The organism is Halomonas sp. FeN2, assembly GCF_020595105.1.
In the GTDB taxonomy this organism is placed as follows: Bacteria; Pseudomonadota; Gammaproteobacteria; order Pseudomonadales; family Halomonadaceae; genus Vreelandella; species Vreelandella neptunia.
Genome location: NZ_CP074200.1, coordinates 4,295,984 through 4,316,313, shown reverse-complemented (window position 1 = coordinate 4,316,313; position 20,330 = coordinate 4,295,984). Strand labels below are relative to the sequence as shown.

General features: G+C 56.9%; 20 protein-coding genes. 7 read left to right on the top strand and 13 right to left on the bottom strand.

Annotation, left to right across the window (positions count from 1 at the left end; genetic code table 11):
- Positions 1 to 63: 63 nt before the first annotated feature.
- The 7 genes from hflX to KF947_RS19785 all read right to left on the bottom strand — a co-directional run bounded on the left by hflX (position 64) and on the right by KF947_RS19785 (position 8,223).
- Positions 64 to 1,374: a ribosome rescue GTPase HflX gene (hflX, locus tag KF947_RS19815; RefSeq protein ID WP_071692781.1), complete on the bottom strand. Its 1,311-nt coding sequence runs from the start codon at positions 1,372 to 1,374 to the stop codon at positions 64 to 66.
- 37 nt (positions 1,375 to 1,411) lie between these two features.
- A complete protein-coding gene (gene hfq, locus KF947_RS19810; RefSeq protein WP_007114649.1) occupies positions 1,412 to 1,660 on the bottom strand; it encodes an RNA chaperone Hfq in 249 nt (82 codons plus the stop codon).
- 192 nt (positions 1,661 to 1,852) lie between these two features.
- Complete coding sequence (gene miaA / locus KF947_RS19805; protein ID WP_227404896.1) at positions 1,853 to 2,791, bottom strand: tRNA (adenosine(37)-N6)-dimethylallyltransferase MiaA; 939 nt, start codon at positions 2,789 to 2,791, stop codon at positions 1,853 to 1,855.
- Between the two features lie 61 nt (positions 2,792 to 2,852).
- Positions 2,853 to 4,760 (bottom strand): DNA mismatch repair endonuclease MutL, encoded by a 1,908-nt coding sequence (gene mutL, locus KF947_RS19800; protein ID WP_227406323.1) that lies wholly within the window; start codon positions 4,758 to 4,760, stop codon positions 2,853 to 2,855.
- Between the two features lie 18 nt (positions 4,761 to 4,778).
- Entirely contained in the window at positions 4,779 to 6,242 is a 1,464-nt protein-coding gene (locus tag KF947_RS19795) for an N-acetylmuramoyl-L-alanine amidase (protein ID WP_133730413.1), read from the bottom strand.
- Entirely contained in the window at positions 6,233 to 6,739 is a 507-nt protein-coding gene (gene tsaE / locus KF947_RS19790; RefSeq protein WP_133730412.1) for a tRNA (adenosine(37)-N6)-threonylcarbamoyltransferase complex ATPase subunit type 1 TsaE, read from the bottom strand. Before tsaE ends, KF947_RS19795 begins: the two co-directional genes overlap by 10 nt.
- 11 nt (positions 6,740 to 6,750) lie before the next feature.
- Positions 6,751 to 8,223: an NAD(P)H-hydrate dehydratase gene (locus KF947_RS19785; RefSeq protein ID WP_227406322.1), complete on the bottom strand. Its 1,473-nt coding sequence runs from the start codon at positions 8,221 to 8,223 to the stop codon at positions 6,751 to 6,753.
- Between the two features lie 97 nt (positions 8,224 to 8,320).
- Here KF947_RS19785 and queG point away from each other — a divergent pair, with 97 nt between their 5' ends.
- Positions 8,321 to 9,454 carry a tRNA epoxyqueuosine(34) reductase QueG gene (queG, locus tag KF947_RS19780; protein WP_413614113.1) on the top strand — a complete coding sequence of 378 codons (1,134 nt, stop codon included), beginning with the start codon at positions 8,321 to 8,323 and terminating at the stop codon, positions 9,452 to 9,454.
- Here the strand turns inward: queG and orn are convergent, their stop codons facing one another.
- Complete coding sequence (orn, locus tag KF947_RS19775; protein WP_227404895.1) at positions 9,455 to 10,060, bottom strand: oligoribonuclease; 606 nt, start codon at positions 10,058 to 10,060, stop codon at positions 9,455 to 9,457. It lies immediately after the preceding gene.
- Between the two features lie 169 nt (positions 10,061 to 10,229).
- Between orn and rsgA the strand changes: the two genes are divergently transcribed.
- The 3 genes from rsgA (at position 10,230) to asd (ending at position 13,195) form a co-directional block, all read left to right on the top strand.
- The gene (gene rsgA, locus KF947_RS19770; RefSeq protein WP_022523982.1) at positions 10,230 to 11,249 is read left to right on the top strand and encodes a small ribosomal subunit biogenesis GTPase RsgA; all 1,020 of its coding nucleotides are present in this window, start codon (positions 10,230 to 10,232) and stop codon (positions 11,247 to 11,249) included.
- Between the two features lie 18 nt (positions 11,250 to 11,267).
- Positions 11,268 to 12,110: a sulfurtransferase gene (locus KF947_RS19765; RefSeq protein WP_227404894.1), complete on the top strand. Its 843-nt coding sequence runs from the start codon at positions 11,268 to 11,270 to the stop codon at positions 12,108 to 12,110.
- Between the two features lie 251 nt (positions 12,111 to 12,361).
- Positions 12,362 to 13,195 carry an archaetidylserine decarboxylase gene (gene asd / locus KF947_RS19760; RefSeq protein WP_227404893.1) on the top strand — a complete coding sequence of 278 codons (834 nt, stop codon included), beginning with the start codon at positions 12,362 to 12,364 and terminating at the stop codon, positions 13,193 to 13,195.
- 20 nt (positions 13,196 to 13,215) lie between these two features.
- Here the strand turns inward: asd and KF947_RS19755 are convergent, their stop codons facing one another.
- A complete protein-coding gene (locus tag KF947_RS19755; protein WP_227404892.1) occupies positions 13,216 to 13,878 on the bottom strand; it encodes a TetR/AcrR family transcriptional regulator in 663 nt (220 codons plus the stop codon).
- Positions 13,879 to 14,060: 182 nt separating this feature from the next.
- Here KF947_RS19755 and KF947_RS19750 point away from each other — a divergent pair, with 182 nt between their 5' ends.
- Both KF947_RS19750 and KF947_RS19745 read left to right on the top strand, forming a co-directional pair.
- Complete coding sequence (locus KF947_RS19750; RefSeq protein ID WP_166650333.1) at positions 14,061 to 15,236, top strand: HlyD family secretion protein; 1,176 nt, start codon at positions 14,061 to 14,063, stop codon at positions 15,234 to 15,236.
- Complete coding sequence (locus tag KF947_RS19745; RefSeq protein WP_133730407.1) at positions 15,233 to 16,783, top strand: DHA2 family efflux MFS transporter permease subunit; 1,551 nt, start codon at positions 15,233 to 15,235, stop codon at positions 16,781 to 16,783. Before KF947_RS19750 ends, KF947_RS19745 begins: the two co-directional genes overlap by 4 nt.
- Positions 16,784 to 16,811: 28 nt before the next feature.
- On the opposite strand, the gene epmA is transcribed toward KF947_RS19745, so the two are convergent.
- Both epmA and efp read right to left on the bottom strand, forming a co-directional pair.
- Positions 16,812 to 17,792, bottom strand: coding sequence for an EF-P lysine aminoacylase EpmA (gene epmA, locus KF947_RS19740; protein WP_227404891.1), 981 nt, complete (start codon positions 17,790 to 17,792; stop codon positions 16,812 to 16,814).
- Between the two features lie 86 nt (positions 17,793 to 17,878).
- Complete coding sequence (efp, locus tag KF947_RS19735; protein WP_133730405.1) at positions 17,879 to 18,445, bottom strand: elongation factor P; 567 nt, start codon at positions 18,443 to 18,445, stop codon at positions 17,879 to 17,881.
- Between the two features lie 150 nt (positions 18,446 to 18,595).
- On the opposite strand from efp, the gene epmB reads away from it, so the two are divergent.
- Positions 18,596 to 19,630 (top strand): EF-P beta-lysylation protein EpmB, encoded by a 1,035-nt coding sequence (gene epmB / locus KF947_RS19730; protein WP_227404890.1) that lies wholly within the window; start codon positions 18,596 to 18,598, stop codon positions 19,628 to 19,630.
- A gap of 71 nt (positions 19,631 to 19,701) precedes the next feature.
- On the opposite strand, the gene KF947_RS19725 is transcribed toward epmB, so the two are convergent.
- Together KF947_RS19725 and KF947_RS19720 are read right to left on the bottom strand one after the other, a co-directional pair.
- The gene (locus KF947_RS19725) at positions 19,702 to 20,088 is read right to left on the bottom strand and encodes a type II toxin-antitoxin system VapC family toxin (RefSeq protein WP_227404889.1); all 387 of its coding nucleotides are present in this window, start codon (positions 20,086 to 20,088) and stop codon (positions 19,702 to 19,704) included.
- A 1-nt stretch (position 20,089) separates the two neighbouring features.
- Positions 20,090 to 20,329 (bottom strand): type II toxin-antitoxin system Phd/YefM family antitoxin, encoded by a 240-nt coding sequence (locus KF947_RS19720; RefSeq protein WP_022523990.1) that lies wholly within the window; start codon positions 20,327 to 20,329, stop codon positions 20,090 to 20,092.
- Between the last annotated feature and the right edge of the window lies 1 nt (position 20,330).

Below are 20,330 nucleotides of genomic sequence, written 5' to 3'. Positions count from 1 at the left end.
CCTTGTACCATTTTCATACAAAACTGCATACATGCAGCGTACTAGGATGGGTAATTAAGTCGCTTACCACTCATCGGTTTCACGCAGCGCTTCAGGTAAATAGGTGTTGGCTCGCTCGCCCAGTTGGGCCATTAACTGATTAAAGTCACGCCGCGGCAAACGCACATCAAGCACCGAATGCCCCTGCTCATCAAAGGCTTCCTCGCGAACGGCATTAAGCTCGTGCAACCCTGCGCGCAGCTTACCCTGCTCGGGAGTCAGTGTCAGCGAAAAGCCAATGACATCATTTGCCAAGCGCTCAGTCAGCGCTTCATGGAGCAGTTCAAGCCCCTGGCCCTGCTGGGCCGAAAGCCAAACCACTTCGGGCACACCATGCCCATCACGCTCTATACGCGGAGCACTATCGAGCTTATCAATTTTATTCATGACTTTGAGTACCGGCACATCATCGGCGCCGATCTCTTTGAGCACTAGCTCCACCTGTTCCACGTTCAACTCGCGGTCAGGGTCTGCGGCATCGATTACGTGTACCAGCAACGACGCTTCCGATGCTTCCTGGAGCGTCGCTTGAAACGCCTCAACCAACTTGTGCGGCAAGTGGCGAATAAAGCCCACGGTATCGGCCATCACTACGGGGCCAACGTCTTCAATCTCAAGCCGCCGCAAAGTAGGGTCAAGTGTCGCAAACAGCTGGTCGGCTGCATACACCTCAGAATTGGTTAAGGCGTTAAATAGCGTTGACTTACCGGCGTTGGTGTACCCCACCAGCGATACGCTATGAATTTCCGCGCGCGCACGCGCTCGGCGATTCTGGTCACGCTGACTGCGTACTTTATCGAGCCGCTTATGAATCGATTTGATCCGACCACGCAGCAGACGACGGTCAGTTTCTAACTGCGTCTCGCCTGGGCCGCGCAGGCCAATCCCACCTTTTTGCCGCTCTAGGTGTGTCCAACCACGCACGAGGCGAGTCGACATATATTCAAGCTGAGCAAGCTCTACCTGGAGCTTACCTTCATGTGTTCTTGCTCGTTGCGCAAAGATATCGAGGATCAAACCAGTACGGTCGAGTACTCGGCACTTGAGCTCTTGCTCTACATTGCGCTCTTGAGAGGGGCTTAAGCTATGGTTGAAGATCACCAGCTCTGCCTCATGAGCCGCGAGCAGTGCTCGCAGCTCTTCCAACTTACCTGACCCAATAAAGGTGCGCGAGTCAGGTCGGTGGCGGCTAGCAGTGAGTAGAGTCGCAGGCTCTGCACCAGCAGAGCGTACGAGCTCTAAAAACTCACCCGGGTCTTCACGTTTTTGTTCATCATGAAAATCGACGTGAACAAGAACTGCCGTTTCACCGGCGTCTGGGCGTTCGAAAAACAATCAATACCTCGTGGACTCTCTTGCTTCTCCAGCGGTGTTAAATCTCCGCATCCTGCTCTGCCGGGTCTTGCGCAGGCAAGCGTACGTTGCGAGATGGAACAACCGTGGAAATAGCGTGTTTATAAACCATCTGACTGACGGTATTACGCAGCAGGATAACAAACTGGTCAAACGATTCGATCTGGCCCTGCAGCTTAATGCCATTGACCAAAAAGATAGAGACCGGAATGCGCTCCTTGCGCAGAATGTTCAAGTACGGGTCTTGAAGGGACTGCCCTTTGGACATGTTGCTCTCCCTAAAACTGTCGTTGGGGTTAATTATCAAATGGCGTGCCCTACTGGTGCTACGCCGCACTATTTTATTACTGCCCGGAAGGCCGAATGATGCCCGAAGAGCCAAGTGACAATCGAAAGGCTCAAACACCCAGCCAATCGAAAACACACTACCTAAATTACTATCTTAGCGATCTATCTTACGCTAAGCACCGCTGTCACGCACGAGTTTCAGCACTTGATCCAGCGCATCAGAGCGCTGTGAATCTACCCAGTTAAGTTCTGGCCAGCTTCTCAACCAAGTTAATTGTCGCTTGGCTAGCTGACGAGTTGCGATCACGCCTCGCTCAACGAGAGAGGCATAGTCATACTCACCTTCCAGGTACTCCCACACTTGGCGATAACCAACACTCTTCATCGCCGGCAGGCCTAAATGTAAGTCATTACGCTTTTTGAGGGCGGCGACTTCATTTATCAAGCCCTCACCCAACATTACTTCGAAACGCTGAGCAATGCGTTGATGCAGCAAGCTGCGATCACTGGGCGCTAAAGCTATCGACAACACGCGCCAGGGAAAGGTTTCCGGCTGTTGCTCCGCCCACAGCTCACTCATTGGCCGACCACTGGCGTAGTACACTTCCAGCGCGCGCATGACACGCTGCGGGTCATTGGGGTGAATGCGCTGAGCGGATACCGCATCCACCTCTGCCAAGCGTTGATGTAGCGACAATAGACCTTCGTTTTGCCACTGTGCTTCAAGCCGTTGGCGAATAGCCGGGTCGGCAGAGGGCAAGTTTGCTACCCCCTCAACCAACCGCTTGTAGTAAAGCATGGTACCGCCGACCAGCAGTGGGACTTTGCCCGCCGCGCTGATTTGTCGCATAAGCGAAAGCGCATCTACACGAAAATCGGCCGCTGAGTAGGGCTCAGCGGGATCGCGAATGTCGATCAAATGGTGAGGCGCGCGGGCAAGCTCCGCCGCGCTGGGTTTGGCACTGCCAATATCCATACCGCGATATACCATGGCCGAGTCAACGCTAATCAGCTCATGCGCCAGGCGCTCGTGTAGCGCCATCGCCGCATCGGTTTTCCCAGCGGCCGTCGGGCCCATTAAAAAAATCGCCCAGGGGCGGGTATCAGCCATGCGCGGTTCCGTTAGCTACAAAAAAAGGTGATTACTGATCGCGCAGCTGTTGTTCAAACATCTATTGGCCGCGCAAGAAGAGCCGATCAAGCGCCTTGAGTCCCATCTGCGTCCAGGTGGGACGACCGTGATTGCATTGGTCGCTGCGCTCGGTGCGCTCCATGTCACGCAGTAGCGCGTTCATCTCGTCGATAGTAAGCCGACGGTTGGCACGCACGCTGCCATGACAGGCCATTGTAGAGAGTAGTTCATGTACCCTAGCCTCGACTTGATGGGTACGCCCATAGCGCGCCAGCTCTTCCAGCATCTGACGCACCAGTGCCTCAGGATCAGCCTGAGCAAGTAACGCCGGCAGTTGACGTACCAGCAGCGTCTCTGGCCCAGCTATATCCAACTCAATACCCAGCCTGGCGATCGCCTCTTGCTCACTTTCTGCCGTGGCCACTTCGGCCCGGCTAGCGGCAATGGCGACGGGCACTAGCAGCGGCTGCGCATCCAATCCTTTGGCGGCAGCTAGCTGTGTTTTCATGCGTTCATAGACGATTCGCTCATGGGCGGCATGCATATCCACCAGCACCAATCCCTCGGCGTTCTGGGCCAGAATATAAATGCCGTGCAACTGCCCTAGCGCAAACCCTAATGGTGGTGGCGCAGTGGGGTCGTTATCAGGCATCGCCAGGGGCGCTTCACGCACCTCACTATATCGCTCACTGGGAGGGCTCGGCTGAGGCGTTAACAGCGTTTCTTCGTGATTGGGGTGCAGCGCCTGATACCCCTGCATAAAGCGGCGCACGCGCTCAGCACCGGGGTGGCGATCCGGCGAGTGGGTCAGCGCAATCCCCTGCTGCTGCCAGCGGGGCTGTTCGGCAGCCACTTCTGAAGCTTCGCCCTGTGGCGATGCGCCTGACGTATCAGCCACCTCGGCATCATGCTCCTCGGCACTCTCGGCGGGTTTAGCTGACGCCAGAGAGTGGTGGAGGCTCGAATAGAGAAAATCGTGAACCATACGACCATCACGAAAGCGCACTTCATGCTTGGTGGGGTGGACGTTGACGTCGACAACGTCTGGATCAAGCTCCAGATAGAGCACAAAGACCGGGTGACGGCCGTTAAACAGCACGTCGCGATAGGCCTGACGCACCGCGTGGGCGACCAAACGATCACGCACCACGCGCCCATTGACGAAAAAGTACTGCTGGTCAGCCTGGGAGCGCGAGTGGGTGGGCAGGCCCACCCAGCCGCTTAGTCGTATACCGCCCGCTTCACGCTCGATATAGCGGGCGTGCTCGATAAAGTTCTTGCCCAGCAGCGAGGCTATACGCCGCTCCCGGGCCGCCGCAGAATGACCGGCGGGCAACTGGTGAATGACTTTCTGGTTATGGCGCAATACCCAGGCGATGTCGTAGCGGGATAGCGCTTGACGGCGAAATGCCTCTTCTACATGGGCAAATTCGGTCTTTTCTGTGCGCAGAAACTTGCGCCGGGCGGGGGTATTAAAGAACAGATCGCGCACGCCAACACTAGTGCCACGAGGGTGTGGCGCAGGTGTCACCCGTGCCTCCATACCACGCCCTTCCGCAACCACCCGCCAGCCATGGCGGGGGTCATCTTCGGCATTGGAGATTAGCTCCAGCCGTGAGACGGAGCTGATCGATGCCAGCGCTTCGCCGCGAAAGCCTAGCGAACTAACGCCCTCTAAGTCTTCCAGGCTGCCAATCTTACTGGTGGCATGGCGAGCCAGGGCCAGCGGCAAATCCTCTTCGCCAATGCCAATCCCGTCATCGCGCACTTTGATCAGCCGCGCGCCCCCCTGCTCGATCTCTACTTCGATACGCTGGCTGCCCGCATCGATAGCGTTCTCTATCAGCTCTTTGGTGACCGATGAGGGGCGCTCAACCACCTCACCGGCGGCAATCTGGTTGGCCAACCGTGGGTCGAGTACCTGTATACGTGGTGCAGTAGTGGTCATATCAGTCAACACGGCACCTCATGAACGGGGAATCTGTAACACTTGGCCAACGCGAATCACGTCACCATTCAGGTCATTGGCCTGCCGCAACTGATTAACCGGTACGCCATGACGCACAGCAATCGCTGACAGGGTGTCTCCCGACTGTATACGATACTCGTTACCTGAAGGGCGACGCTGATTATCACGCTGCCAGGCAAGCAGGCTGGCTGGCGGTGGGAAGCGCTCGAAATGCTCGCGCAAGCCGCTGAAAATAGCTTGAGAAAGCCCCGATTGATGGACTGGGTCGCGTAGCCGACGCTCTTCGTCAGGGTTAGAGATAAAGCCAACCTCGATCAACAGCGAGGGGATATCGGGAGACTTCAGTACCATAAACCCAGCCTGCTCGACCCGCGACTTATGCAGCCGGTTAATGCGGCCTAACTGCTCCAATACCTGACCACCGATCGAGAGCGAGTCATTCAGCGTGGCAGTCATGGTCAAATCCAACAACACGCCGCGCAGCACTTGGTCTTTATCACGCAAGGAGAGATTGCCATCGACGCCGCCGATAAGGTCAGAGCGGTTCTCACTATCCGCCAGCCACTGAGCAGTTTCCGAGGTGGCGCCGCGCTGAGAAAGCGCATAGACAGAGCTCCCTTGGGGCCTTGGGCTGGTGAAAGCATCGGCGTGTATCGAGACAAAAAAGTCGGCTTTCTGCTCACGTGCCAGGGCGGTACGCTGACGCAACCCTATATAGTAGTCGCCATCCCGCACCAGCACGGCCTTAAAGCCTTCGGTACCGTTCACTTCAGCAGCTAGGCGACGGGCAATTTCCAGCACTACGTCCTTTTCCCGTGTGCCTGAAGGGCCAATAGCCCCTGGGTCTTCACCACCATGACCGGCGTCGACGGCAATAATAATATCGCGTCTTGGGTGCGGCTTGGCTTCCTGCACTTCTGCTGGCGCTGCCCCGCTAGGCGGCGCCACGTTGTCTGGCATTTGGCCTTGAGCCGATGCCCGCTGGGCTTGAATTTCCTGATCCCGAATCATCGCCTCAATGGGGTCAATCGGATTCTCGACGGCGCTCTCACCAGGATATTCAAGATCAACGACCAGTCGGTGGCCGTACTGATCGTTAGGTGTCAGGGTAAAGTGGCGCGGCTCAATTTCTCGATTAAGCTCAAGCACAACCCTCAGGCCACCCCCCTCTCGTGTGCCAGTGCGCACCGAGCTAATCGCACTGTCATGTAAAGGCAGCGTACTGGGGTCGGTATCCATCTGAGTATCATCTAGATCAATCACCAACCGCGCTGGGTTCTCCAGCGAAAATACGTTGGCATTAGTCGCAGCGGAGAGATCAAACACCAACCGGGCATGATCTGGCGCCGCCCAAAGCCGCATGCTCTCTACGCTGGACGCTTGAACATTAAGCGCCGCCAGGGCAAAAAAACTGGCGGCTAACAAGCGATATACGCGTGCCGCTATGCCCCTCATTTCCATTGAATCACACCGTTCTCCAACTGACCGGAAGCTTCTTGACCTACCTTGCTTCGCAATAATTCAAGCATACGCTGACCGTTATCACTACCCGCAGCTAATGAGACCAAACGCCCTTGCTCCACTACTTCCAAGGTTAGCCGCAGGTCAGGCGCTGGCAACCACCCTTCACCGCGGCTGGGCCACTCAATAATGGTGACTGCATCGTCGGCCAGCACGTCTCGACCACCAATAAACTCAAGCTCCTCTGGATCCGCTAAGCGGTATAAATCCAGATGATAAAGCCGCTGGTCGTTCAGCTCATAAGGCTCTACCAAGGTGTAAGTGGGACTCTTAACCGCCCCTTGATGACCATAAGCCCGCAGGATGCCACGCGTTAACGTGGTTTTACCGGCACCTAGCTCCCCCTCTAGATAGACGAGCCCACGTCCTTGCAATACATGCCCGAGCGCTTCGCCAAAAGCGACCTGGGCCTCTTCGTTGTCTAATTGCACCTGCATTTGGGCTGCCTTCACGGATTAATCAATTTTCGCGCATAGGATGCCAGATCGCTGGCCAGCAGGCCACGCTCGCCTTCTTCCGCTGCCGCGCGATCGGCCGCTAACGCATGCACCATGGCACCTAGCCAGGCACTAAACTCCACCTCACCCCGCTGAGCAATCAACGCCCCAAGCATACCGCTGAGCACATCGCCCATGCCGCCGCTGGCCATACCGGGGTTACCGTAAGGGCACACCACCAAACCGCTAGGCCCAGCAATTAGACTGCCCGCGCCTTTCAATATCACCACACCACCCCGAGCGCGTTGCAGTGCTTGAGCAGCAGCGGGCCGGTCGGATTGGATATCGGCAACGGAACAGTTTAATAGCCGCGCGGCTTCACCGGGGTGTGGAGTCAATATCCAGTTATCACGGCGAACCTCCGGCCACTGGCGCGCCAGCAGGTTAAGCCCATCGGCATCTACCACCAGCGGGGTGTCTGACTGCAGTGCACTCTGTAGCACCGCCTGCCCCCAGGCAGCCTGACCAAGCCCTGGCCCTACCACCACAACGTCAGCGTTACTGGGCAACTCAGCGGCTTCAGCCCCTCCGCGTACGCTATGAGCCATCACTTCCGGGCAACGCACCAAACTGGCGGCAATATGTTCTGGGGCGGTCGCCAGGCTTACTTTACCCGCTCCCAAACGCGCGGCGGCTTGGCAGGCCAGTAGAGCTGCACCACCAAAACCTGGAGCGCCCCCCATCACCAGCACATGCCCCATGTCACCTTTATGGTTAGTGCGCAGGCGCGGAGCAAAAGCCTCTGCCAACAGCGAATCATCCAGGCGCCAGGCCGTAGGGGGAATGTCGAAATAGGCCTGGGCTTTGACACCCAGGGGACGAAAGTCGATCTCACCGGTATAAGCCGGTGCATCGCCAGTATGCAGCCCCACCTTATCGCCAATAAAAGTCACCGTGCAGGTAGCCTTTACAGCAATACCCGGTACCGCACCGGTATCTACAACCAAACCGGAGGGAGTATCAATCGCCAGTACCGGTTGACCTGCAGCATTGATCGTTTCAATAGCGCGCTTGAAGCGCCCTTCTACTTCTCCGGTTAACCCGGTACCTAGCAGTGCATCGACTATCACTTCACCGGAGAGCTCTATACCGGCGTGCCACTCCTCACACCCCACCCCCGCGGATGTTGCTAATTCTGCGGCACGGGCCGCATCGCCGCTGAGCTCTTCAACGGGTTTAAGGGTTATGCGCTGTACTTTGAGGCCCGACTGCATGGCTAGCGCTGCCAGCACGTGACCATCGCCACCGTTGTTCCCGCTCCCACATAGCACGCTAATGCTACGTGCTTGAGGCCAACGTGAGCGGAAGCTGTGCCAGGCGCTTGATGCAGCGCGCTGCATCAACGCAAATCCATCGATGCCACCCGCAATAGTGCGGCGATCGAGCTCCCGCACCTGGGCAGCTTTATAGAGGGGGCGTAGCATGGAAGTGTTCGGGACTGTCACGATCGCTCCTTTCACATGTTTTGATGGCTGCCAATGCGTTAGCATAGCGCGCTTAATGCCTTGCTGTTGATTGACTATGTCGAATTCCACTGCCTTTGCACGTTCAGATGGTGCAATGACCGACCAGAAACTTGCTCGCCTTGCCGACCTGATTAAAATCTGGGGGCGAGAGCTGGGTTTTCAGCAAGTGGGCATCACCGATACTGAACTGTCGGCTCATGAAGACCACCTCGACGCGTGGCTGGAAAAAGGCTACCACGGCGAAATGGGCTTTATGGCCAAGCATGGCACCAAGCGCACTCGCCCTGAGGAGCTGGAACCCGGCACTCAGCGCATTATCAGCGTGCGTATGGATTACCTGCCCGCCGAGGTGGAGAGCACCAAGGTGCTCGGCCAGCCCAGCCGCGCCTATGTATCGCGCTACGCCCTTGGCCGTGATTATCACAAGCTAATACGCAAACGGTTAGCCCTATTAGCAAAAAAAATTGAGCAGGAAGTCGGCGACTTCGGTTACCGCGCTTTTGTCGATTCAGCGCCGGTGATGGAGCGTGCTCTGGCCCAGAAAGCAGGGCTTGGTTGGTTTGGCAAAAACGCCATGCTGCTCAATCCCAAAGCGGGTTCGCTATTTTTTCTTGGCGAACTGTATACCGATCTACCTCTCCCCATTGACGCACCGTTTGAACACGAACACTGCGGTAGCTGCAGTGCTTGCCGCACCGCTTGCCCCACCGGCGCCATCGTCGACGATAAAGTGGTCGACTCCCGCAAGTGCATTTCGTATCTCACCATTGAGCTTCACGGGGCGATTCCGGTTGAGTTTCGCCGCGCCATGGGCAACCGTATTTACGGCTGCGACGACTGCCAACTGGTCTGCCCTTTTACTCGCTTTACCCATATCACCCAGGAAGATGACTTTGCGCCGCGCCATGACTTAGACCGCGCATCGCTTATCAGCCTGTTTGGCTGGGGCGAAGCGGAGTTTTTGGATAAAACTGCCGGCAGCCCCATTCGGCGCATTGGCTACCAGCGCTGGCTGCGCAATATTGCCATTGGCCTGGGCAATGCGCCCTGGAGCGAGGCTGTTGAAGCCGCGCTATGGGCACGTAGAGCCTACCCAAGCGCACTGGTGCGTGAACACGTCGCCTGGGCACTTGAAGAGCAGCGCAGGAAGCACGGTGAGCGCATTGCTACCGATACCTGCTCCTCTTAACTACTCTTCTTCGTCGCTGCTCTGATCAACGCGTAAAAACGTATTGCGGTAGTGAGCCAGTTCAGCGATGGACTCTTTAATGTCATCCATGGCCAGGTGCACGTTCTGCTTACTAAAACCCGCTAGCGCGCCGGGGTTCCAGCGTTTAGCCACTTCTTTAATGCTCGACACATCAAGGTTGCGGTAGTGGAAAAAGTTAAGCAGCGCAGGCATCTCACGCTCGAGAAAACGCCGATCCTGATGGATGCTGTTGCCGCACATGGGCGACGACCCCGAAACCGCGTACTGCTGCAAAAACGCCAGGGTTTGCTGCTCGGCTTCAGCAGTTTCCACTTGGCTGGCTTTTACCCGCGCGACCAAGCCTGACTCGCCGTGTGTTTTCTGGTTCCAGTCATCCATCTGCGCCAGCAGGCTATCGGGCTGCTTTACTGCAATCACCGGCCCTTCCGCCACCACGTTTAAATCCGCATCGGTGATCAGCGTTGCCACCTCAATGATGCGCTCCTTATTAGGATCGAGACCGGTCATCTCTAGATCAATCCACACCAGCAGATCATTCCGCGGCGCCGTTTTTCCTGCCGCTGCACATGTCGTTTCGTTGCTCATTACCTGTATTCCTTTGCCCGAATGACCATTAACATCATGCAAGTGTGCCTTAAATAGGCCTGCCAAGCAGCTACAAAGGAGAGCTTGGCCACTTGATGGCATCTTTGATAAGTACAATCACACCTTTGATAGGTACAATGACCTCTATTGTAGCGATCATCAGGTGGTCATGAGCAAACGTAAATTAAGTCGCCAGCAGCAGTGGCGAGTCGAGAAAGTCCAGGCGGAACGTGCCCAGCGCGCCGAAAAGCGCGACGTGCAAGACGCTGAAAAACTCGCCGCCGGTGAATACGGGGCCGAACAGCCCGGCCGCGTTGTTGCTCACTTTGGCCGCACCCTAGAGGTGCGTAATAGCGATAATGAACCGGTGCGCTGTCACTTACGCGCCAACCTGGACGGCCTCGTTACCGGCGACAGAGTGATATGGCGCGCTGGGCAAGAAGGCTCCGGCGTAGTGGTGGCCCGTGAAGAGCGCGACAGCGTGCTTAAACGCCCTGACGCTCGCGGCCTGCTCAAACCGGTGGCTGCCAATATTGACCAGCTATTGATCGTGTTTGCAGTGGAACCCGCCCCCCACGCCAATCTTATTGACCGTTACCTGGTTGCCGCCGAAGCCACCGGCATAGCGCCAGTGCTAGTGCTCAACAAAACCGACTTACTGCCAGAAGATGGCGGCGAGTTAGGCAAATTGTTAGAACGCTATCGCGACTTGGGCTACCCCGTCGTACGCACCACCACCGCTACCGAAACCGGGCTGGATGATCTGCGCAGCCAGCTTGAAGGCCGCACCTCGGTGTTTGTCGGTCAGAGCGGCGTGGGCAAGTCATCGCTCATCGATTTGCTGCTACCCGACGAAACCCTCCGCATTGGTGCGCTCTCGGAAGACTCTCGCAAAGGCACTCACACCACCACAACGGCGCGCCTCTACACCATGAGTCGCGCGGAAGTAGCCGACGGCGATCTCATCGACTCACCGGGTATTCGCGAGTTTGGCCTGGTGCACCTCAACGAGCAGGAAGTCACCGACGGCTTTATTGAGTTTCACGACTATATTGGTCACTGCCGCTTCCGTGACTGCCGTCACCGTAATGAGCCAGGCTGCGCTTTACTCGCAGCGGTCGAGGCAGGCAAGATTCATCCAGCACGCTTTACCAGCTACCGGCGCATACTTGACAGCTTGGATAGCTAGGATTTAAAGGAGTTACTCATGAGCACCGAAAGCCAATCGTCGGAATCCAACCTGCTACCGCTAATCGTTGACCCCGAACAGCTGCAGGATCATTTGGATGACCCACAGCTGCTGATTATCGATGTACCGGTCAACGGCGATAGCTATCGCCAGGGCCATGTGCCTGGGGCTATCTTCCTCGATTTTCGCTATTTGATGCGCGGTGAAGGGCCTGTGCCCAGCGACGTTCCCAGCGTCGAGGCGCTATCAAGGCTATTCAGTGCCCTGGGCTTAACCCGCGATACTCACGTGGTCGCTTACGACGACGAAGGCGGCGGCTGGGCGGCACGCTTACTGTGGACGCTAGACCTGATCGGCCACACTCGCTACTCCTATTTAAATGGCGGCATTCACGCCTGGCGCGATGCGGGCCTGGAAGAGAGCACAGAACCGACCGCCCCAACCCCCAGCGAATACCACGCTGAGTTTCTCAACCCCCAAGCCCTGATTACCTGCGACGAAATCAAAGAGAAGCTCGACGATAAGCAGTTTGCGGTTTGGGATGCGCGCTCCAAAGATGAGTACGATGGCGTACGCGGTAATAACAAGCACCTGGGCCATATTCCAGGGGCGGTCAATATGGATTGGCTCCATGCCATGGATCGCAACCGCGCGCTACGTATACGCGATTACGCCGAGCTGATCACCGAGCTAGGCGCCCTGGGCCTCACGCCCGACATGGAAATTGCCACCCACTGCCAAAGCCACCACCGCAGCAGTTTTACCTGGCTGGTGGGCAAAGCGCTAGGCTTTAACATGCGCGGCTATGCGGGTTCCTGGGGTGAGTGGGGCAACCGCGACGATACGCCAATTGAAAAGTAAAGAACACTCAGCGTAATTGTTTAAAGTAAATGCGCGCTCGACTAAGGGCGCCGGGGACAGGTCGTAGAGGGGGGTCATTTGCCATGGCCGGAAAATGTTCCATACCATTCCGGCATTTCCGCCATCCATGGCGGTCAGATGGCAAATGTAGCGCCCAGGGAAGGGTTCACAGCGCCCCCTCGTAGACCTGTCACCGGGGTAGCCCTTAATGGCAATATCCCACTACAAGCCACTGCCAAAAAGTAACCACTGTGACTCTTTCTCAAAAAGCCTTTTCGCTACTTCAATATCCACTGCCTCACCACGCGATCTCACGCCTGACTGGCCAATTCGCCCAGTGTGACAACCCCTGGGTGAAAAACACCCTGATCAAAGCGTTTATCAAGCGCTTTAACGTTGATATGACCCAGGCGCTGGAGCCAGACCCCACCGCTTACGCCACGTTTAATGACTTTTTCACCCGTGCACTCAAAGACGATGCCCGACCACTAGGCGATGGCATCCTCAGCCCCGCCGATGGCACGCTCTCACAATTCGGACGCCTACAGGCCGGACAACTGGTGCAGGCCAAAGGCCACACCTACTCCGCGCAAACCCTACTCGGCGGCGATACGGCACTGACAGAAGAGTTCTTAGGCGGCAGCTTTGCCACCGTTTACCTCTCCCCTCGGGACTACCACCGGGTGCACATGCCTACGACGGGTACGCTTAGGGAAATGATCTACGTGCCGGGGCGACTCTTCTCGGTCAACCAGGCCACTGCCAACTACGTGCCAGGCCTCTTCGCCCGCAACGAGCGCTTAGTGTGTATTTTTGATACCGAACACGGCCCCATGGCCATGGTGTTAGTCGGGGCAATGATTGTCGCTGCTATCGAAACCGTCTGGTCGGGGCAGGTGACGCCGCTTTCCGGTTACCCACAGCGCATGCAGTTTGGGCAGCCTATCGTGCTGGAAAAAGGCGCTGAGATGGGCCGTTTCAAGCTTGGCTCCACGGTCGTCATGTGCTTCGCCAAGCCGCCCAATTTTGCAAACAATCCGCTGGGCAGCATGGTGCGGATGGGGCAAACGCTGGGAGCTTATTGATGACCTTCCCCCTGAACGACCTAGGTCGAAGCACTAGCCGCACCTGAGAGGAAGAGCTCGACACAGCGTCGAGCTCGAGCGTTGCACCGCGTCTCATCAAGACGCACATGACGACCAAGCAGAGCGTCAATGTGCCATTCACCAAGCAACATGCCCACAAACATACCGGCCGCTTCACGCGGATCGTCGAGGTCAAGACGGCCGCTATCCACCTGCTCGCTTAAGTAAGCAGCTAGCGCCTGACGGGTCTGGTCGGGACCGCGAGTGAGAAACAGCTCACCAAGCTCCGGAGCCCGTTCGGCCTCAAAGGCTAAGCCGCGAACTAAGCGGATCACGCCAGGCTCGAACACCAACGTCAGCATTCGGCGGCCTAGCTCGTACAGCACCTGCTCGAGGGCTTGGTGATCCCGTCGCCCCTCCTCCAGCACTGCCCAAGCGGTGGCGATATGCCGCTCCATCGCCGCTGTGAATAATCCCTCCTTGTTACCGAACTGCTTATACAGCGTCGCCAACGATCCGCCGGCGCGGGCAACCACTTCGTTAACGCTGGCACCGGCATAGCCCTGTTCAAGAAAAACATCCCGGGCAGCATCCAGCAGACGTTCACGGCGCGCCACGCCGCGCGACGTTACGGCATCAGTTATGTTGCGACCGAGCATATCTGGCGCGGTTGAGCGTGGCATTGACACTCCTATAGAGGTATATAAAGAAGGATTAATTATAAAGACGCGGTGCACAGAAGTAATATTTTTCGCCCTGGAAATGTAATGTAGCATTCATTACACTATTTGTCTTTTTCCCAAAGGAGGTGTGTTTGCCTCACAGGGAGCCCCTAGCAGGGGCGCTATTGTCTTAAGGAGTGGTCATGACATCGAATACTAAGCCGGGCGAGCCCCCAGATGAGCGCCAAAGCAGCCATGCCGTCGCGGGTCAAGGTGCCCACTCCAGCGGCAAAACTAGCCGCAAGTTACTCGCTGTGGTGGCGGGGCTAATCGGCCTAGCGGCGCTATTCTGGTGGGGTGTGGGCTGGTGGCAAACCGGGCGCTTCATGGAAGAGACCGACAATGCCTACGTGCGCACCGACAGCGTCGCGGTACGCGCCGAGCTATCAGCGCGGGTCGTCGAGGTGGCGGTAGATGATAACCAAACGGTCAAGCAAGGCGATCTGCTGATACGTCTAGACGCCGAGAGCTACCGCGACCAGGTGACCCAGGCCGAGGCCCAGCAGGCAGTGGCCGCAGCCTCAATCGTCCAATCACACCGCCAGGTAGATTTGCAACAGGCGGCTATCGATCAGGCCACGGCTCAGCAGCAGGCGGCCCAGGCTAATCTCGACCAGGCGCGCCAGCATCTGGAGCGCTCCTCGTCGCTTGCCGCCAACAACTATGGCTCCCGTCAGCAGCGCGAAGACGACCAGGCCGCGCTGAGTGTCGCCCAGGCAAAGCTTGCCGAAAGCCAAGCCGCCGTTGTTTCGGCCAGGCGGCAGCTAGCCGTGGCCGAGAGCGACGTGACCCGCGCTGAAGCCAATCTGGACGCCGCCAGCGCCGATCTTGACTATGCTCGCCACCAGTTAGATAAGACCCGCATCGTCGCACCCCGGGATGGCGTGATTGGCAATCTACGCGTTGAGGTCGGCACCTTAGCGCAGCCGTCGCTGACGCTTTTGCAGTTGGTACCCATCGAGTCAGCCTACGTGGCGGCCAACTTTAAGGAGACCCAGCTCGAGCGGATTCGCGTCGGCCAGCCAGTCGCGGTGCATTTGGATGCCTACCCGGATATTACCTACGAAGGCATCGTCGACAGCCTGTCGCCAGCCACCGGCACCGAGTTCAGCCTGCTGCCCCAGGACAATGCCACCGGCAACTTCAACAAAATCGTCCAGCGGGTGCCGGTCAAGATCCGCGTCACCGGCCCCACCGAAGCGCTGAGCCAACTGCGTGCCGGGCTATCGGCCGTGCCCGAGATCGATACTCGTCATCTTGAACCACAAAATGACTCCCGCCCTGCCCAGCAGTTGGCAGCGGAGCGGCCCAAGTCATGAGCGAGACGGTCGCCGCCCCGGTGACGGGCGCTAACGACATGCCACCCTGGCCACAGCGCATTGGCTTCATTGCTGCGGTGTTTGGCATGTTCATGGCAATTCTGGATATTCAGATCGTCGCCAGCTCGCTCAACGAAATCCAGGCGGGGCTCTCAGCCAGCGAGGATCAAATCTCCTGGGTGCAGACCGCTTACCTGATCGCCGAGATTGTGATGATCCCGCTTTCAGGCATGCTGATGCGCATTCTCTCCACCCGAGTAGCCTTCACCCTGTCGTGCGTCGGCTTCACCCTGGCGAGCCTGGGCTGCGCGCTGGCCACCTCGATCGAGCAACTGATCGTGCTGCGCGCTATTCAGGGCTTTATGGGCGGAGCGATGATACCCATTACCCAGGCAGTTAGCTTTTCGATCTTTCCCCGCCGGGTAATGGGCAGCGTGCAGGCGGTGATCGGCATGGTTGTCACCATGGCACCCTCGGTGGGTCCCACCGTGGGCGGCTACATCACCGAGACGCTCAGCTGGCACTGGCTGTTCCTGGCCAACGTGATCCCCGGCGTTCTGGTCTGCTGGGCCGCCTGGACATTTCTCGATATCGACAAACCCAACCACGCGGTCGCGCGCCACCTGGACTTGATCGGCCTGGTATTGATCGCGGTGTTTTTGGGCTCGCTAGAGTTTGTGCTTGAAGAAGGGCCCGGCGATGACTGGTTTGCCAGCCAGCGGATCTTGCTGTTCAGCCTGACCTGTCTGGTGGCGGGAGCCTGGTTCTTCATCCGCACCCTGCGCAGCGACCACCCAATCGTCGATCTGCGCGCCTTTACCAACCGCAACTTTGCCATCGGCGCCGGGATGGGCTTTATCATCGGCATCGCGCTCTACGGGCTGGTCTACATCATGCCGCTGTTTTTTGGCTATGTGCGCGGCTATTCGAGCCTGCAAATTGGCCAGGTGATGTTCGTCACCGGGCTGACGATGTTTCTTTGCGCGCCTATTGTCGGTCAGCTGTCCAACCGCCTCGATCTGCGCATTATGCTGTTTATGGGCCTGCTGCTGGTCGGCGTGGGCACCATAATGAACGCCAATCTTACCGTGGAGTCGGGCTTTTGGCAGTTCTGCGTGCCGCAGATCGTGCGCGGCATGGGGCTGATCTTGTGTATCATTCCAGCCTCACGTATTGCCCTGGGCACCCTGCCACCGAGCGAGGTAGGCAATGCCAGCGGGCTTTTTAACGTGATGCGCAACCTGGGAGGAGCCATGGGACTGGCGCTGATCGATACGGTGCGCGACATCCGCGAGGACTATCACTGGAATCAGCTCATCCCTGCTATCGATACTAGCCGCGAGGTCGTAGTAGCGGAGATCGCCAAATACCAAGCGATGCTCGCCGGCTCGGTGCCCGATACCTATCACGCCGCCGTCGCCATGCTGGCGCAACGAGTCTCTCAGCAGGCACAAGTGCTGGCCTTTAACGACATCTTTACCTGGATGGGGCTGATCTACATTGCCAGCGTACCGTTGGTATTCCTACTGCGAAGGATTTCGGCTTGACGGCTTGCAGCCTGTTAGCGACTAGCCGCTAACAGCTGGGCGTTGAGAATGTAAGCACGTCTTCCAGGCGTGCTTTACCCAGTGCCAACTGAATCAAGCGATCTATCCCCAGCGCCACACCGGCGCCTTCGGGAATTCCGTGCTCAAGTGCGGCCAGCAGCCGCTCATCCACATCCACTTCCGGCAAGCCTAAGCGGCGACGTTCAGCGTTGTCTTCAGCAAAGCGTGTGCGCTGCTCAGTCGCATCGGTCAGCTCATCGTAGCCGTTAGCCAGTTCAATACCGTTAAGATAGACCTCAAAGCGGGAAGCCACCCACTCACCATCTGTATCTTGATGGCGTCGCGCCAGGGCTGCTTGGCTAGCCGGATAATCAACCACCACGCTTAACTCCTGCTGGCCTAATTGCGGCTCGATCACCACGCTCATTAACAGGTCTAGGCAGGTATCGCGACCTTCATCGGCTAAGGATTGGGCAGGCATTTGTGCCCGCTCGGCAGCTATCGCCCGCAGTCTCTCCAGCGAGGTCGTGAACGGATCAACCTCTACGTAGGTATGAAACAACTCCCGGTAACGGTAATGCACAAGCGGGCCGGGAAAGCTGGGCAGCAGCGACATAATGAGCGTCGCGGCCTCACCAATCAGCTGATCCAGCGTAAACTGCGGCCGATACCACTCCAGCATGGTGAACTCAATATTGTGGCGGGCGCCGATCTCGCCATCGCGAAAACTGCGCGCAAGCTGAAAAATCGGCCCACTGCCAGCCGCTAGCAGGCGCTTCATATGGAATTCAGGAGAGGTTTGCAGCCATAGACGGCGCTGCCCTTTGTCCGTGCGCGCCAAGGTGTGTAGCGAGACCAAGTGCACATCCGTGCTGCCTCCCTGCCCCAACACTGGCGTTTCCACTTCCAGCACGTCACGCTGGGCAAAAAAAGCGCGCACTTTGGCCATTAACCGCGCCCGTTCGCGCAGCGTTTCAAAGGACGCTGAGGGTTGCCAATCAATGGCCATAACGACTCCTTGAAAAAACCACCTTAAACAATAATGGCCACGCACAAAGCGTGGCCATTAAGACATGCAAGCGCCCTGAAAAGCGATCAAGCGCGGGAGACGTAATCCCCACTGCGTGTATCGATTTTCAACACTTCACCCTGGTTAATGAAGAGCGGCACACGCACCACCGCACCAGAAGACAGGGTCGCAGGCTTAGAACCACCCTGTGCCGTATCGCCTTTCAAACCGGGATCTGTTTCCACGACTTCCAACTCGATAAAGTTAGGCGGCGTCACGGAAATGGCCTTATCATCCCAAAGCGTAATGATATAGGGCACCTGCTCTTTCAGCCACTTGACGGTATCGCCTAGCGCTTTTTTCTCTACCGCATACTGCTCAAACGAGCCATCGGTCTTCATGAAATGCCACATATCGCCATCGGTGTAGAGATACTCCATCTCTAAATCCATGACATCGGCACCTTCCAGTGAGTCACCGGATTTAAAAGTCTTCTCACCTACGCGTCCAGTCATCAAATTCCGCAGCTTAACGCGGTTAAACGCCTGGCCCTTGCCTGGCTTGACCAGCTCGTTCTCAACGATCGAACAAGGATCGCCGTCGAGCATTACTTTCAGACCGGCCTTGAATTCGTTGGTAGAATAGTTCGCCATAATGTCTCTCAATCATCCATTTCAGTTATTTGTTTCAACAGGTGATGCGCGAAGCCACACTTTACCGCCGTCAGCAGGTTTATATACCAGTAGCGTTGCAAATGGCGTCGTTAAATAAGTGCGCGCATGATAACCCGAAGGAGGGCTTTTTTGCAGGAGAACATCATTATTGCCGCGTCTGAAACGCAAAGTCATCGCGACTCACTGGCACATTCCACTTGGCAGCAGCAGCTTTCTCATGCCATTCGTGACCCGCAAACACTATGCGAACGGCTAGGACTAAGCCACGACTGGTTAGCGGGCGCCAAGGCTGGACATGCACTGTTTGACGTATGTGTGCCTGAGGCGTATCTCAACAGAATAGCCTATGCCGACAAAAACGACCCCTTGCTGCGCCAGGTTCTGCCGCTGAGCGAGGAAGCGCTCACGCCAAATGGCTATGTCGTCGACCCGCTTGAAGAAGCCGAACATCGGCCCGCCAAAGGGCTTATCCATAAGTATGCTGGCCGGGTGCTGCTTATAGCCAGCCCCAACTGCGCCATCAACTGCCGCTACTGCTTTCGCCGCCATTTCCCCTACAGCGACAACTCACCCTCCAGGGCGCAGTGGCAGGAAGCGCTGGATTACCTGCGCGCTGACACCACTATTCACGAGGCGATTCTGTCTGGCGGCGATCCACTGGCCGCCAGCGATCGCCAGTTGGCATGGCTGGTGGAGCAGCTAGAAAGCATCCCGCACCTAAAACGGCTACGCATTCATACCCGCCTGCCGGTGGTGATTCCCGATCGGGTCGATGACGCCCTGCTCGGTTGGCTCTCCGCTACACGCCTGCAAAAAGTGGTGGTGCTGCATATTAACCACGCCAACGAAATCGACCAGGCGGTGATTGATGCCTGCGCGCGCCTTAAACAAGCCGGTACAACGCTACTCAACCAGAGTGTACTTCTGCAAGGCGTTAACGATAACGTTGCTACGCTGGCCGCGCTTTCTGAACGACTATTCGAAGCGGGTATTCTGCCCTACTACCTGCACGTACTGGATCCAGTTCAGGGTGCTGCGCACTTTGATGTGTCGGATGAAGAAGCGCACGAGCTGGTAGCTCAACTACGTGATCATCTTCCTGGATTCTTAATGCCACGCCTGGTGCGGGAAATTCCTGGAAGGGGAAGTAAAACGCCGTTGTGACGCATGTTGAAGAAACAGCGGCACTGAGACGCTTGAATAGCTCAGTGCTGAAGCCTTAAGCCAAAAGTTAGCTATACCCTCCGGATAGGCCCAGCATACTGAGCCACCAGCTCATCCGCAGTAAGCAGCAAAAATCCCTCAGCTTCTGCCTGGGCCACCAAAATTCGATCAAAAGGATCTTTGTGGATGATTGGTAAATGAGCAACGTTGAGTGTATGCAATGAACTGATAGGGAGTTCTAAATAGCCGTTATCTAATAGCCCGCGACGCAACAAGTGCGGGTCAACGTGAAAATCAGGGCGTTGCAGGCTGTTCTTAATGACCACTTCCCATATGCTGGCAGCGCTAAAATAGAGCCTGTTATCTTCGTCATTAATCATAGCTCGCGCATCAGCAGAAAGCCTCTCCGGCGCTGCTGCCGCCCAGAGCAAAACATGCGTGTCCAGAAGTAGATTCACATCAACCTCCAAACATCTCAGCTATTTCCTCCTGCCCCATACGATCAAAGTCATTAGGTATCTTAAACTGGCCTGCCAGAAATCCCAGACGCTTTTGCTGGCCAGAAGCAGGGCTATCAATGGCCGTCACGCGTGCCATCGGTTTGCCTGCTTTGGCAATAATAAACCCCTCTCCCTCGGCAGCCCTCGCCACCAGCTGAGACAAACGTGTTTTAGCTTCGTGAATATTGATAGCCTCCATA

Bases quoted from the DNA above. Each gene is read 5' to 3' on its own strand.
- orn (WP_227404895.1), bottom strand. From the start codon at position 10,060: ATGAGCAACGAAACGACATGTGCAGCGGCAGGAAAAACGGCGCCGCGG.
- KF947_RS19745 (WP_133730407.1), top strand. From the start codon at position 15,233: ATGAGCGAGACGGTCGCCGCCCCGGTGACGGGCGCTAACGACATGCCA.
- KF947_RS19765 (WP_227404894.1), top strand. From the start codon at position 11,268: ATGAGCACCGAAAGCCAATCGTCGGAATCCAACCTGCTACCGCTAATC.
- rsgA (WP_022523982.1), top strand. From the start codon at position 10,230: ATGAGCAAACGTAAATTAAGTCGCCAGCAGCAGTGGCGAGTCGAGAAA.
- KF947_RS19785 (WP_227406322.1), bottom strand. From the start codon at position 8,223: ATGCTACGCCCCCTCTATAAAGCTGCCCAGGTGCGGGAGCTCGATCGC.
- tsaE (WP_133730412.1), bottom strand. From the start codon at position 6,739: ATGCAGGTGCAATTAGACAACGAAGAGGCCCAGGTCGCTTTTGGCGAA.
- miaA (WP_227404896.1), bottom strand. From the start codon at position 2,791: ATGGCTGATACCCGCCCCTGGGCGATTTTTTTAATGGGCCCGACGGCC.
- KF947_RS19720 (WP_022523990.1), bottom strand. From the start codon at position 20,329: ATGGAGGCTATCAATATTCACGAAGCTAAAACACGTTTGTCTCAGCTG.
- queG (WP_413614113.1), top strand. From the start codon at position 8,321: ATGTCGAATTCCACTGCCTTTGCACGTTCAGATGGTGCAATGACCGAC.
- epmA (WP_227404891.1), bottom strand. From the start codon at position 17,792: ATGGCCATTGATTGGCAACCCTCAGCGTCCTTTGAAACGCTGCGCGAA.
- mutL (WP_227406323.1), bottom strand. From the start codon at position 4,760: ATGACCACTACTGCACCACGTATACAGGTACTCGACCCACGGTTGGCC.
- efp (WP_133730405.1), bottom strand. From the start codon at position 18,445: ATGGCGAACTATTCTACCAACGAATTCAAGGCCGGTCTGAAAGTAATG.
- hfq (WP_007114649.1), bottom strand. From the start codon at position 1,660: ATGTCCAAAGGGCAGTCCCTTCAAGACCCGTACTTGAACATTCTGCGC.
- KF947_RS19795 (WP_133730413.1), bottom strand. From the start codon at position 6,242: ATGGAAATGAGGGGCATAGCGGCACGCGTATATCGCTTGTTAGCCGCC.
- KF947_RS19750 (WP_166650333.1), top strand. From the start codon at position 14,061: ATGACATCGAATACTAAGCCGGGCGAGCCCCCAGATGAGCGCCAAAGC.
- KF947_RS19755 (WP_227404892.1), bottom strand. From the start codon at position 13,878: ATGCCACGCTCAACCGCGCCAGATATGCTCGGTCGCAACATAACTGAT.